This is a genomic window from Lysinibacillus sp. OL1 (assembly GCF_004332175.1).
Classification (GTDB): domain Bacteria; phylum Bacillota; class Bacilli; order Bacillales_A; family Planococcaceae; genus Lysinibacillus; species Lysinibacillus capsici.
This window is the reverse complement of record NZ_SJDS01000017.1, coordinates 31,804-45,966: the sequence shown is the minus strand read 5'-3', so window position 1 is coordinate 45,966 and position 14,163 is coordinate 31,804. Positions and strand designations below refer to the sequence as shown.

At 36.1% G+C, this 14,163-nt stretch carries 14 protein-coding genes; 8 read left to right on the top strand and 6 right to left on the bottom strand.

The genetic code is table 11. The annotated features are described in order from the left end of the window. Nucleotides 1–71 precede the first annotated feature (71 nt). Nucleotides 72–983 carry a TetR/AcrR family transcriptional regulator gene (locus EW028_RS21970; protein ID WP_131522407.1) on the top strand — a complete coding sequence of 304 codons (912 nt, stop codon included), beginning with the start codon at nucleotides 72–74 and terminating at the stop codon, nucleotides 981–983. Nucleotides 984–1,089: 106 nt separating this feature from the next. Here the strand turns inward: EW028_RS21970 and EW028_RS21965 are convergent, their stop codons facing one another. Beyond that, nucleotides 1,090–2,733, bottom strand: a complete 1,644-nt coding sequence (locus tag EW028_RS21965; RefSeq protein ID WP_131522406.1) for a sensor histidine kinase — start codon at nucleotides 2,731–2,733, stop codon at nucleotides 1,090–1,092. Further along, entirely contained in the window at nucleotides 2,730–3,431 is a 702-nt protein-coding gene (locus EW028_RS21960; RefSeq protein ID WP_131522405.1) for a response regulator transcription factor, read from the bottom strand. Before EW028_RS21960 ends, EW028_RS21965 begins: the two co-directional genes overlap by 4 nt. A 103-nt stretch (nucleotides 3,432–3,534) precedes the next feature. Between EW028_RS21960 and EW028_RS21955 the strand changes: the two genes are divergently transcribed. From EW028_RS21955 to EW028_RS21945, 3 genes are all read left to right on the top strand, one after another. Then, on the top strand, nucleotides 3,535–4,680 hold the full coding sequence (locus EW028_RS21955; protein WP_131522404.1) for a DUF418 domain-containing protein: 1,146 nt from the start codon (nucleotides 3,535–3,537) through the stop codon (nucleotides 4,678–4,680). A 221-nt stretch (nucleotides 4,681–4,901) separates the two neighbouring features. Then, nucleotides 4,902–5,441, top strand: coding sequence for an SLOG family protein (locus EW028_RS21950; protein ID WP_371824166.1), 540 nt, complete (start codon nucleotides 4,902–4,904; stop codon nucleotides 5,439–5,441). Between the two features lie 100 nt (nucleotides 5,442–5,541). Next, on the top strand, nucleotides 5,542–5,856 hold the full coding sequence (locus tag EW028_RS21945) for a hypothetical protein (RefSeq protein ID WP_131522402.1): 315 nt from the start codon (nucleotides 5,542–5,544) through the stop codon (nucleotides 5,854–5,856). Between the two features lie 47 nt (nucleotides 5,857–5,903). On the opposite strand, the gene EW028_RS21940 is transcribed toward EW028_RS21945, so the two are convergent. The 4 genes from EW028_RS21940 to EW028_RS21925 form a co-directional block, all read right to left on the bottom strand. Beyond that, nucleotides 5,904–7,298, bottom strand: a complete 1,395-nt coding sequence (locus tag EW028_RS21940; RefSeq protein ID WP_131522401.1) for an L-cystine transporter — start codon at nucleotides 7,296–7,298, stop codon at nucleotides 5,904–5,906. Between the two features lie 294 nt (nucleotides 7,299–7,592). Next, a complete protein-coding gene (locus EW028_RS21935) occupies nucleotides 7,593–8,036 on the bottom strand; it encodes a hypothetical protein (protein WP_131522400.1) in 444 nt (147 codons plus the stop codon). An 88-nt stretch (nucleotides 8,037–8,124) separates the two neighbouring features. Beyond that, the gene (locus EW028_RS21930; protein WP_131522399.1) at nucleotides 8,125–9,075 is read right to left on the bottom strand and encodes a GGDEF domain-containing protein; all 951 of its coding nucleotides are present in this window, start codon (nucleotides 9,073–9,075) and stop codon (nucleotides 8,125–8,127) included. Beyond that, nucleotides 9,053–9,934, bottom strand: a complete 882-nt coding sequence (locus EW028_RS21925; protein WP_131522398.1) for an EAL domain-containing protein — start codon at nucleotides 9,932–9,934, stop codon at nucleotides 9,053–9,055. The genes EW028_RS21930 and EW028_RS21925 overlap by 23 nt, the downstream gene beginning before the upstream one ends. Before the next feature lie 295 nt (nucleotides 9,935–10,229). Here EW028_RS21925 and EW028_RS21920 point away from each other — a divergent pair, with 295 nt between their 5' ends. The 4 genes from EW028_RS21920 (at nucleotide 10,230) to EW028_RS21905 (ending at nucleotide 14,145) form a co-directional block, all read left to right on the top strand. After that, nucleotides 10,230–10,415 (top strand): hypothetical protein, encoded by a 186-nt coding sequence (locus tag EW028_RS21920; RefSeq protein ID WP_009373346.1) that lies wholly within the window; start codon nucleotides 10,230–10,232, stop codon nucleotides 10,413–10,415. Beyond that, on the top strand, nucleotides 10,405–11,823 hold the full coding sequence (locus EW028_RS21915) for an amidase (protein ID WP_131522397.1): 1,419 nt from the start codon (nucleotides 10,405–10,407) through the stop codon (nucleotides 11,821–11,823). The genes EW028_RS21920 and EW028_RS21915 overlap by 11 nt, the downstream gene beginning before the upstream one ends. A 161-nt stretch (nucleotides 11,824–11,984) precedes the next feature. Continuing rightward, nucleotides 11,985–13,145 carry a PucR family transcriptional regulator gene (locus EW028_RS21910; protein ID WP_131522396.1) on the top strand — a complete coding sequence of 387 codons (1,161 nt, stop codon included), beginning with the start codon at nucleotides 11,985–11,987 and terminating at the stop codon, nucleotides 13,143–13,145. A gap of 103 nt (nucleotides 13,146–13,248) precedes the next feature. Beyond that, complete coding sequence (locus tag EW028_RS21905; RefSeq protein WP_131522395.1) at nucleotides 13,249–14,145, top strand: DMT family transporter; 897 nt, start codon at nucleotides 13,249–13,251, stop codon at nucleotides 14,143–14,145. Nucleotides 14,146–14,163: the final 18 nt, after the last annotated feature.

The window sequence follows — 14,163 nt, the reverse complement described above, 5'->3', positions numbered from 1 at the left end:
TTTTATAAACGTTGATATAAAAGCGTTTCAAGTGTAGAATAAGAGTATAATATTATAAAAAAGGTGAGGTTATGAACAAAAGAAAAAGACAAATTATAACAGCAGCACGCGAACTTTTTATTGAAAAAGGCTTTCTAGATACATCGATTAATGACATCATCAATGCGGCTAAAATCTCTAAAGGTACATTTTATAATCATTTTACTTCGAAAAATGAATGCTTAATCGCCATCTTAGATGAAGGTCGCGAAGAAGCTAGTAATCGTCGCCATGAACTCATTTATGGCAAGGACCCTACAGATTTAGAGGTATTGACGCAGCAAGTCGCTGTTCTCATGTATGTCAATCGTGAACATAATTTAGTACAGATATTCGAATCCATCTTCCAATCAAGAGATAAAGAACTAAAAAAAATTATTATTAATTACCATTTACAAGAATTAGAATGGCTCGCCAATCGTCTAGTACAAGTCTTTGGAGAAGAGATTAGCCCTATTAGCTATGAATGTGCTGTTCAAACACTCGGAATGATTAACCTCACTCTACGCGCTGTCTTTATTGCCGATTATAAATATATCAATCGAGAAGCTATTGTACGTGTAGCATTGCGCAATATTAGCGTAATTATACCCACTATGCTTGAGTCGAAAGAGATTATCGTAAGTGTTGAAATGATCAATACCATTCAAAATGTCGTGAACTATAAAACCGTTACAAAAGAAATGGTTATTGAACAACTAGAAGGATTTACAAAGGGATTATCGAATAATGAAACAATGGAAGGTTCGGAGTATGCACAATTCTTATTAGAAGAATTGCAGAAAGAAAAACCGAAGCTTTTTATCATCGAATCACTTCTTACACCTTTCCGTAAGGCCTTCGTCGGCACAGAACATATCGCAGAAGCCCGTGACATCGCCAATAACTTATGGCGTTACGTAAAAATTGAACAGCCCGCTGAACGATGTACGAAAAATAAATAAAAAAAGAGGTATCAAATGAACACTTTGATACCTCTTTACTCTGTTGAATGAAATTAAGTTCTATGACAGACCTTTGTACAGTCTTAAGAAAGCTCAGAGATTCACCTTAATGACATTGAAATTTTAGCACAAAGATTGTCCCATCCTGACCTGAACGGACACTAATTGTGCCATTGTGTAAATCAATGAGCTGCTTCGTTATGGCTAGTCCTAGCCCTGTTCCTGTTATATCGTCTGTTGTATTCGTACCTCGATAATAGCGTTCGAATAGATTATCGAGCTCCTCCTGTGGAATACCAGGTCCTTGATCAGCAATGGTAAGCATTACTTCTTTACCAGTATGTTGTGCTTCCACAATTACCTTCGTGCCTTCAGGGGTATATTTTTTCGCATTGGTAATTAAATTATCCATTATTCGCTTGAGTAAAAGCTCATCCGCTTGTAACAACACATCACCATCCACCTTCACACACACCTGTTCGTCTGCAAATTGTGGTAGCCATGTTGCTAGCGGCAGTACCACTTTATCTAGCTGTATGGCTTTATTTTTTAATTGATACGTATACGTCAAATCCTGAATAAGTGCATCCATATAGGTTGCCTTTTCCTGCATGGTCTGTGCAAAAATACGCATCTCTTCCTTTGTCCACTCATAATCCTCCGATGCCAGCATCGTTGAATAACCGTAAATTGAGCTTAACGGGGTCTTTAAATCATGCGATAAACCGGTTATCCACTCCTCCCGTAATTGCTCTGCATGCTTGATTTGCCTTTCATTTGAATCAAGTCGCTCCGATAAGTGATTGAGTGACTCTTCTACAGGTTGGAACAGTTTAAATTTTCTTTTCAACTTCCCTGTCTTTTTATGATGAATTTTTTTGTCACTAATCTCACTGTAATCGAATTGGGTAAGTCGCTCAATGCGCGATATCACATAGACAAGTGGTCGCACGAATTGACGTGAAATACTAATAGATAAGAAAATAACCCCCAACAGCAAAATAATATGTCCCCCAAAGAAGATAGAAACAAACAGTACCATTGCCTTATTAAAAGGCTCTTCAAATGGCTTATACGATGGATTAGGCATTCTTACAACAAATGTCTTATCGTTGGCTAAGGCTGTACTTTGCTTCAGCTCCGCATGCTCGAAAATATCGTATTTTTCCTCTAGTAATTGTGGCTTATTTAGCTTCTCATAACGTTCGCCTATGACCTCAATTCGATTCCATTGCTCGTCATAAATTTCAACACTAGCTTTATTTTCTTTTAGACGTTGCTGTGTTAAAGCTGAAATGTCCCCTGTCGCTGTCCAGTTTTCAAGCGCATCCTCAAAAAGTGGTTGCACAGGAGTAGTTGGAAGAAATAATAAGTAGTAATTCGGCAATTCCCATGTATGCATGCCTGGTTGCTGCAATGCCAATATTTCACTATCTGACTTTCCACATAGACCACATGTATCTCCTGTATAATCAACAATCGTCATGGTTGGATCAAATAAATAAAGCTGTCCAACATTTTCTTCAGCTCTCTTCACTAAATAATCAGCAATTTTAACTGTCTTCCCTTGCTCTACAACTGCATCATCTTCGATTTCAAAGGAGCTCATCACATGAATGTTGTCACCAACACGGTCATTGATAAAAATAGCAAAAAACACCAAACTCATAATAAAACCTGAAATGATCAATAGATAGAATATGATGAAATACGAAACAAAGCGGAGTGTTAATTTTCCAGCAGGCTTCATGAAGAAATGTCCCCAACAAGCTTATAGCCAATGCCTCTGACAGTGATAATGCATGTCGGTTTTCCAGGATTTTTTTCTATTTTTTCTCGTAGCTTTCTAATATGTACCATCACTGTATTATCATCAAATAAACAATCACCCCATACACGTTCGTATATTTGCTCTTTTGATAACACTTGCCCTGCATTGTCACATAAATATTTTAATAAATGAAACAAGCGACCACTGATTATTTCCTTTACACCGTCTACCTCAATTTCTGCTGCATCAATGTCAAATGTAAAACGGCTGCAAGTAAATATGTGATTTTCTGATACGCCTTTTTTCTTCATATAACGGACTAGCTGCACCTTTACTCGTGCTACAAGCTCTAAGGGGTTAAATGGTTTTGTAATATAATCATCTGCACCATTCATAAAACCACGAAGCTTATCTGCATCACTACTTTTTGCGGTTAAATAAAAAATAGGAGCGTCCGTTTTTTCTCGAATACTATTCGCAATATCCAGCCCACTTCCATCTGGTAGCATGATATCTAATAGATAAAAGTCAAATGTTTTAGTATTCATTTCATCTTTCGCTTCTTCAATTGTATTACATAAGGTAATATTGTTAATTCCTTCTTTTCTTAAAATGATTTCAATCATTTCAGCAATGGCACGTTCATCCTCTAACACTAAAATTGATGCTTCCTGCATTTCCTCACCTACTTTTAAGATTACTTTAAGGTAGTCATTATTTCACCATAAGCTTCCCTATTTATTATATGTATAAGATAACCAATTAAGGAGATAAAACGCAATGACAACTAATCGTGTTACTTTCATTGATACAATGCGTGGATTTAGTTTATTTGGCATCTTAATGGCAAATTTGCTAATCTTCCAATTCGGGATGTACGGCAAAGATGAATTAAAAAATCTTTCTACCTTAGATAACGGGGCTTTATATTTTGTAAAAGTTGTGATTGAAGGCTCGTTTATGCCCATCTTCACTATTTTATTCGGCTTCTCACTTATTAAATTAATTGAATCCATCCGCAGAAAAAAGAATAAAAGCCGTTGGTCTATTTTGCGTCGTGTAACAGGATTAATTGCCCTTGGCTTATTACATTCTATTTTATTGTGGGAAGGCGATATTCTATTTTCTTATGGCTGTATGATGTTATTTTTAATCCCATTTATTAATCGTAAACCAAAAACTTTATTTATTTGGGCTGGTATCCTATTTGTACTAACTACAGCGTTAACATACGGCTCTATGGAAACGTCTAAAAAAGAACAAAAAGAAATAGACACATACATCGAGCAAGCGGATGATGTTTACGCTAACGGCAGCTACTTAGAAATTTTTGATTTTAGAGCTAATGCCGAAGTACCAGGAATAGAGGATTCTTCATTTATTTTCATTATATTAATTTTTGCACCTATGTTCTACGCACCACTATTCCTGTTTGGGATGGCGCTTGCTAAGAAGCAGGCCTTCGTGGAGATGAACAAGGAAATGAAATGGTATAAGCTAGGTGCTCTCCTTGTACCCATAGGGCTCGTATGTAAAAGTGTAAGTTTTATAGAAAGTAAAAGTGCATTTTCTTCTATCTTATTAATGGGTGGCTCCCAGTTATTAGCGATTGGCTATGTTTGCCTCGCAGCATACATTTATAACACCCGTCCAGTTCAACTACTAGCTCCTGCATTTGAGAGCGTTGGCAAACTATCACTAACCAATTATTTACTACAAACCATCATTTGTACAACTGTTTTTTATGGCTATGGCCTTGGCTTATATGGCAAATTAGGGGTCTTTGGCGGAATCCTTTTCGGAATCGTTGTTTATAGCCTGCAATGTGTTTTCAGCCTTGCCTATTTAAAGAAATTTAAACGTGGTCCGTTTGAAACAATCTTACGAATATGGACAAATTGGTCTTGGACTGGTCAAGTAAAGTAAACCCCTCAAACAAGCAAATTAGAAAGGAATATTTTTTATGAATAGTGACACAAAAGAAGACTTTACAGACTCATGGTGGTTTTTAGGCATTTGTGCAGCTGTAGCAGTAATTTTAACACTATTTGCCTTTTCATAGACAATATCGATTTCATTTGCCTCCTTGCTGTATACTAGGATTACAACTATACAGCCTAGGGGGTATTTCGTTGTTACATCGGATTATGATTACTGGCTATAAACCACATGAGCTTGGTATCTTTAATGATAAACATCCCGGTATTGTCATCATAAAAAAAGCATTGGAAGCTCAACTACGTACACTGCTTGATGAAGGTCTCGAATGGGTGATTATCAGCGGCCAGCAGGGCGTAGAAACTTGGAGTGCTGAAGTTGTTTTAATGTTAAAAAAAGAATTTCCATTTTTAAAATACGCTGTGATTACACCTTTTTTAGAGCAAGAGAAAAATTGGCAAGATCATAAAAAAGAAAAGTATCAAGCTTTAATTGCCCAAGCTGATTTTGTCACAAGCGTGACCAAAAAACCATATGAAGCTCCTTGGCAATTTATTGAGAAGGACAAATTTATTATCCAAAATACAGATGGACTTTTATTAATTTATGATGAAGAAAATGAGGGTTCACCCAAATATATCAAACGGCTTGCAGAAAAATATATGGAGTCCCATGATTATAATCTTTTATCAGTAACTGCCTATGACTTACAATTAATAGCTGAAGAAATTCAACAGCAAAACTGGTAGAAAAATATTGATATAATTTTCTGACAATTATATACTAGAAGTAATAAAAGCTGATTGTTCTTATGGTTTTTACCTATAATTTGAAAGGAGCTGTCATCATTTGAATAAACATATTGAAATGATTCTTGAAGCTTCTCCCGTAAATGTGTCACATGATACGTATCGTAGAGAATGTCGGTATACACGGGGAATTCATATTGAAGAACAAGAATTTCTTGCTATTTTAAATACAATGAATCATGATTCACGCTTATATTTTGATTTCCATAATCCACGTAAAGAGATTAAAAAGGGAACCTATTTGAATGGACACTCCGGTTTAGCCTACAATATTTATGATTACTATAAACAAAATTATAAGATTGAGATATCTGAATTAATCAACGGTAAAGATTTTTATGTAAAAATCGTATAAAGCTGAAGCCCCGTTAAAGTTTTACCTTTAACGGGGCTTCTTTGACCTTATAGGTCTGCTACTTGAGCACCTAATTCTTTATTATTATACATTTCTGTATCTAATTCTTTAGTAATACGCGCTGTTGTAACACCAGCAGTCATTGAACCACTTACATTTAACGCTGTACGACCCATATCAATTAAAGGCTCAACAGAGATTAATACACCTGCTAAAGCAATTGGTAAATCAAGTGCTGATAATACAAGGATAGCTGCAAATGTTGCACCACCACCAACACCTGCTACACCAAATGAGCTAACTGCTACTACTGCAATAACTGTAATAATGAACACAGGGTCAAGTGGATTAATGCCGACTGTCGGTGCAATCATAATGGCTAACATCGCAGGATATACACCTGCACAACCATTTTGACCGATTGATAATCCAAATGAGCCTGAGAAGTTTGCAATCCCCTCAGATACCCCAAGACGACCTGTTTGCGTTTTAATATTCATCGGTAAAGTACCAGCACTAGAACGAGATGTAAAGGCGAATAATAATGTTTCTGCCGATTTTTTCAAATACGTAAATGGATTTAAACCACTTAATGTAATGATTAATAAGTGTACGATTAGAACAATAAATAGAGCTGCATAAGAAGCAATAACAAACTTACCTAAATTATAGATAGCTCCAAAATCAGATGTTGCTACCGTACGAGCCATAATCGCTAGAATTCCATATGGCGTTAAGCGTAATACAATTGTTACAACACCCATAACAAGGGCATAGATGGCATCCAATCCTTTTTTAATTGTAGCTGCTGTTCCCTCATCCTTACGTGCCACACGTAAATAAGCAAAACCAAGGAATGCTGAGAAAATTACAACCGCAATCGTTGAAGTAGAACGAGCACCCGTTAAATCAAGGAACGGATTTGCTGGGAATAACTCAATAATTTGTGTTGGTAAATCAGGAGCTGCTAAGCCCGTTGTTTTTTCTTCAAGGTATTGACCACGTGCAGTTTCTGCGTCACCTTGTAAAATTTGTGTTGCATCTAAATCAAAGACTGTTGCAGAAAGAATACCTACAGCTGCGGAAACGGCTGTTGTACCGATTAAAATGGCTAAAATAAGTGCTGCCATTTTTCCGAAATTTTTACCAATCTTCATTTTAGTAAATGCAATTAAAATGGAGATAAATACTAATGGCATTGCTACCATTTGGAGCAGTTTCACATACCCAGTACCGATAATATTGTACCAAGATGTTGTTTTGGCTAATACTTCAGAATCGAGACCATAAATAAAATGAAGTCCAAGACCAAGTACAATCCCTAAGCCTAAACCGGCAAAAACACGATTAGAAAACTTAACGTGCTTTTTATTCATAACATATAAAATTCCAACGAACACAAGTAACACTGCTACGTTAAGAATGATTTGTAAATTCGACAATGGAATGCCTCCTAAGATGTTTTATAATAATGTAATCGAATTATATACCCATAATCCCTATAATTCAAGTATGTTTTATTAAGATTAATAAATTCCTATAACAAAAAGCTTTCTTGCTAAGAATTATACCCCGAAAAATTGAGTAACAATCATCCTTTGGCAAAGGATTAATCATGGAAAAGTCATAAAGAATGTTTGTAAATGTATAGCTAGTTTAATCAATGCCACTACATTTGGTGACAAATGAGTAACTGCCCCTATACTGTTAGTTTTTAACAGTGCAGGGGCAGCCTTTTAAGCATTATTTCTAATTACAAATCTTGGTTCGTAGTCACTAATGATGTCAAACACACCGTCATTATAGCAGTAGATATGATGTTCTACGGTAGGAATTTCTTTGCTTCCAATCCACGGGAGTTGATCAAACCATTCTATATAATCTGAATTGCTCATTTTATAAAACCATTCTGCTGAAGAATTTTTAGATTGTTCTTGGGTCATGGCTTCAGTGACCATGTCTACTAAATCAGATCGTGGGATTTCTCCAGTATAGCGAAAAGACCAAACATAATCTTGAATAGGAGACATCTTATCATAGATAATATCAACTTCTGTATTGTTTCGATCTATTAATGTTAAGCAGAGCCCTCGATCTGTATAATTCAATGTGGCATTAATGATTTGGGCTCTTTCTAAGCAAGTGACGGGTTGCCAAATGTGCAGTCTTCTTGAATCCATCTAAACCTCCTGTAACCAAAATATATATCAATTTTATTTAAATTTTCATATATTTTACATATCAATTCCATAATTCTAGCATAGTTTGCTAATGAACAAAATATTTTTGTTGTTTATTAATGAGGTAACAACTACCCGCTATTTTTTTACACTGCTTTTTTACATGTGTTACCGCATTGGATAATTGTTCGACAGAGTCAAAATACTGATATTCATTCGTAATTATGGCAATGGATAAGGATGTACATGTTAAAGGCTCCAGTTCTCCAGATCTATTAGCCACCTGAACATATGCTAGATCCTCTAACTCGTAAAAACTAAGTATGTTGGCATCAAAGTCATCAATAATTTTTTGACACATCTTTTCTACCTCGTAATAAGGTAGAATGGCTACAAAATCATCTCCACCAATATGTCCTAAAAAATCCTCTACGCCGCAGATATGTCTTTTTAGTATTTCTGTTAAATACCGTAAAATTTTATCGCCTTTATTAAAGCCATAAGTGTCATTGTAGGTTTTAAAGTGATCTAAATCAAAATAGATTAAACTATATTGCGATAGCTGAAGTGCTTCCTCTAACTTTTCATCGATTAATTTATTGCCTGGAAGACTACTTAATGGATTCAGGAAGCTTGCAATGGCTACTTGTGTATCAACAAGCTTTAACAATAACTCTCGAATACTAACCATGCCATAATAAAGATTGTTTTTCGTGACGATGACATCATCATATAAATCCTCAGGAGGTCTAGCCATGGCTAATGTACTGACCTCTGTGATCGGTGTATTACGATCAACGATTAAAGGGTTTTTCTTTATCATCAGCTGATTTTGACGTTCCATTAATAAATGATAGCCATACCGAGTACCGATTTTTTGATAGAAATGTGTGCGTGTAATATGTCCAATTGGTTTTTCATCACGCACAACAACAACGCTACGCAACGATGGATTACTTGTAAAAAGTACATCTACTTCTTTATTTTTCACAAATTCATCAATACATGGAACTTTCTCAATGACTTCCCCTATCTTCATGGTCACCCACCCTTATTTTCCCCATATATATTTCCTTTGCAGGCTTTCCTATCGCATAGCCCTGTGCATAATGAATGCCAATACGATGGAGATAATCAAGCTCCTCTTGTCGTTCAATCCCTTCAGCGATGATTTTAGTATTGGCTTGTTCAGCATATTTCATTAACAATGTGACGAGTTGCTGTTGTTCACTATTTTGGTCTATGAATTGAATTAACGAACGGTCTAGCTTAATAAATTCTGGCTTTAAATAGATGAGCGTTTTTAAACTATTATAGCCTGATCCTACATCATCTACGGCAATACGATAGCCCTGTGATCGATAATGTGATAATACACGTTCAAACTCCACAAAATCTATTACTGCACTCCGCTCAGTTAATTCAAAAACCACTTGCTGAGGTTTAATTCCAAGCTCCTTCAATAATTGTAGCGTTTCACCACTGTGATATTTTTTATCTAATAAAACATTGGGATGTATATTAAGGAACACTAAAAAGTTTTTATTCACCAAGTCTTTGTGTAAACGTTCCTTAAAACGTTGCAAGGAAAGATTTCTACAAAAACATTCAAATAAAAAAACACAATCTGTTTGCCCTACAAACTCATAAAACTGATCCACACTGTTAAATAATGTGGAGGGTAATGGTCGATTTAAGGCTTCAAATCCTATTGTTTGCTGTGACTGTAAATCTACAATAGGTTGAAAGTATGTATGTAAATCGTTATGTTGAATAATTTGTTTCAATGCCTTTAAACGTTTCATATATAACGAACTACTTTGATGCTGACCATATAAATATTTAAAAAAAGAAACTATATTACTTGTTTTTATACTTTGTCCCACTACAGACTCCATCCCTGCACCTCTTCAATTGGTTATTATGGTTCATTGTACGCTTTGATTGTAAACAGACTGTGAATCGAATGTAAAAAGAGCAAGTTCCAGCAATAGGTTTTAACAAAACTCTTTTCTAGTTAATATTTCACAATATTAAAACTATTACAAATAATTTATTTGATATAAAATGATATTAGTGTATGATTGTAATAATAGGTTTATATTACCTATTATATTTTTTTGTGTTTTTACTGTATTGGTCTTAATAGGGAAACCTATTTAGATAAAAATTATTCAAGGGAGGATCCTGTTAATGAGCTTGTCTATTCAACAATTATTGGAGAACAAAGGAATTACACCGAAACCTGAACACCTTGAACTATTAAAAACACGCTGGGAAGGTATGCAGTCACTTCGCAGCAATTTAGAAGGTATTGCGATTGATGATGCAGACATCGCTGTACGTAGTATTCCTGGAGGTGATCACATTGACAACTGATTTACATTTAAAATCTGTTGAAGAGTTGGCACCTTTACTTGCATCAAAGTCGCTATCTCCCGTGGAATTAACGAAAGCTATTTTAGATTTTGCTGAGGAAAGTCAGCCTAAAATTAATTCCTATATGGCTTTTTATCGGGAAGAAGCCTTAGCAAGGGCAAAAGAAGTTGAACAGGAGATTCTCCAAGGTCATTATAAGGGTATGTATCATGGGATACCTATGGCCTTAAAGGACAACTTGTATTTTAAAGATAAAATAACAACGATGTCCTCAAAAATTCATAAGGACTTCGTTTCTGATTATGATGCGACAGTGGTTGAAAAGCTACGTGATGCTGGTGTTATTTTCACTGGGAAATTAAGTATGCATGAATATGCATGGGGAATTACCAATAACAACCCCCATTACGGCCCTGTTCGTAACCCATGGGAATTAGATAAAATTCCTGGTGGTTCAAGTGGAGGCTCTGGTGCGGCTGTTGCAGCTGGAGCAAGTGTTGCTTCACTAGGGACAGATACAGCAGGCTCTATTCGAATTCCATCTTCTGCTTGCGGCATTGTAGGTTTAAAACCTACACACGGTCGTGTAAGTAAATACGGCTGCTACCCGCTAGCATGGAGCTTAGACCATATTGGTCCGATGACAAAGACAGTTAAGGATGCAGCGGGCTTGCTCGAAGTCATTGCTGGTTTTGATCATCGAGACCCTACTTGCGTGAATGTTCCAGTAGACAACTATGAGAAGCAGCTTACTGGCAATATCAAAGATCTAGTGATTGGTATCAATGAAGAATATTTCTTTAATAATGTTGATGCTGATGTAGAGAAGGCTGTTAGAGCAAGTATTCAAAGCTTAGTGGATTCAGGCGCTAAAGTAGAAGTGGTGCGTATTCCTTCCCTACATTATGCAGAATGGGCAGAGCTTGTGACGTCTCTTTCAGAGGCAGCAGCTATACACCATTCAGATTTACAAAAGAGACCACAAGATTTTGGTGACGATATTCGTCTGCTATTTGAGCTTGGTGAGTTACCTTCTGCAGTCGATTACTTGCAGGCTCAGCAGGTACGTCGTCAAATCAAGCAGGAGTTTACAGAGATTTTTAATAAGGTAGATGTGCTCATTTCCCCTACCCTACCTGTTGTAGCCAGTACAATTGGGGATGATTTTGCAGAGTTAAACGGTCAAAAAGTAGATTTAATTGATAATATTATCCGCTTTACAGGCCCTAGTAACTTAACAGGCTTACCTGCCCTCTCGGTTCCTTGTGGCTTTAAAGGAAACTTACCAATAGGTCTACAAATTATTGGCCCAGCCTTTAAAGAAGGACGCATTTTAAATGTAGGCTACGCTGTTGAGCAAGCAAATCCACAGAGAAATAGAAAACCAAATATTTTTGCTAATATCTAAACGATAAGCACTAGAAATCTGCTCACTTCACGGTATACCACTGAATGAGCAGATTTTTTTATGGGGGAAACCTGTTAGCATTCATACTAATGGTTTTTTATGAACAAGTAATTTTATAATAGAAGCTAGAAGCTTACTACAGGAAAGGCAATGATCCACTCATGAATGTAGAGAAATTTTTACAATTACCTATTACCAAAGACTTCACTGTTATAGCGGGTCACAACGGCTTAAATAAAGCTGTTCAAAATGTAGAAATATTAGACTTTGAATTTTCACCTGACATCCACCATGTCAGAGATACTATCTTTACACCCAACAGTGTTGTGTTAAGTAGTTTATTATTTGCTAAGCAAAAGCCTGAGTATTTATTCAATGCTGTTAAAAATCTAATTGAGCTTGGGGCTAGTGCTTTAGCTTATAAGCCTGTTATTTTTAAGGAATTACCTGAAGAAGTTTTGTCGTATGCAGAGCAGCATAATTTCCCTATATTGCGCTTTGGTGGGGATGAGTTTTTTGAAAAAATCATTTTAGAAACGATGGCTTATGCTAAGACACAGGATTATTCCTATTTTATAGAAACGATTTTACGAAGGTTAGTGGAGGAAGATGTAACACAGGAGCAAATCAAATCCATTTTACAACAGCTCAATAAGCCCTTTGAAAAATATGTATTTATAGCAAATCTACGAGCTGGTGACACAATCCATCCGAACTGGATGCAGCCCTTTTACTCGTTGGAGCCACTATTAAAATCGGGTATGATTTGTTCTTATAAAAAAAGTCTATTTATCATCATGACACATCCATCTCAGCAATTCCAATTTGAAAGGGTTTTACATGAATGGCTAACATTATACGCCATACCCACTGATACAATCACTTTCGGCTATAGCAGTTGTAATGATGCCCAGACAGGATTCCCATTGGCATTACGCGAAGCCTTTTTTGCCAGTATTTTCGCTGAAATCGATATTCTCCCTAGCTGTCATTATAAGAATCTCGCGTCTGATTGTTTATTAATCGAGTTATACCGTAAAGATGCAGCATTCGCTATGGACTATGTTAGCTCCTTTTTAGCCCCTCTATTTGATGATAAGGCTGATCCAGATTTAATGGAGACTGCCATAACTTATATCATTAAAAAAGGAAATATTAAGGAAGTTGCTGTAGCACAATTCTGTCATCCAAATACAATTCGCTATCGTATGGCTAAAATACGTCAGCTAGTAGCCCCCATAGATAATGATTATGTTTTTTATGAACGCCTAGCTGCAGCCGTTAAATTGTACTTATTACATAGCAAAATGACCAGTGACTAATCGCTTTGGAATAAGTACAAAAAAACGCCTGAATATTTAGAAATAAAATCAAATTCTTTTCTTCTCTCTTATGCTATTCTATTGAAGTTAGGAGGAAGAACACATGAAAACTTACATAGCTGATGGCATGTTATTAGTTACTGCAATCGTGTGGGGTAGTGGATTTGTTGTAACGGCCATTGCTCTAGAATATTTAACAGCATATCAAGTAATGGCTGGCAGATTTTTATTAGCTTCAATCATATTAAGCGTTTTATTTGGCGCCCGCTTAAAAAAGGCTTCGAGATCAGTAATTTGGAAGGGAGCTTTATTAGGTACGATTTTGTATATAGCGTTTGCCCTTCAAACAGTCGGACTGCAATATACAACACCATCTAAAAATGCCTTTTTAACCGCAGTTAATGTCATTATTGTTCCTTTAATAGCATATGCCGTTTATAAACGGCGTATCGATGGCTACGAAATCATTGGTTCGATAATGGCAATTGTAGGCATTGGCTTTTTATCATTACAAGGCTCATTGACAATGAATATAGGTGATGCCCTATCATTAGCTTGTGCTGTTGCTTTTGCCTTTGATATCTTTTGTACAAACCTTTTTGTTCAAAAAGAAGATGCCATTGCTCTAACTATTATTCAGTTTCTCACAGCATCCTTCATAGGTGTTCTAGTTGTCATTAGTCAGGGTGAAATTCCTACGTCACTTGAAAAAGAGGCAATTTACTCTCTTGTTTACTTAGGGATTTTTTCTACAACAATAGCTTATCTTTTCCAAAATGTGGCCAATCAATATACAACTGCCACAAAGGCTGCGATTATACTATCAACGGAATCTTTTTTCGGCATGGTTTTATCCGTTATCTTCTTGCATGAAATGCTAACAAGCCGTATGGTCGTTGGTGCTGTCCTTATTTTACTAGCTATACTAATTGCCGAAGTGAAACCCGCACATCCAAAAAAGAAGCTAATGAAAGCACTCGATAATCAGACCCCAAAATAGTTTCAGTTTATACTGGAA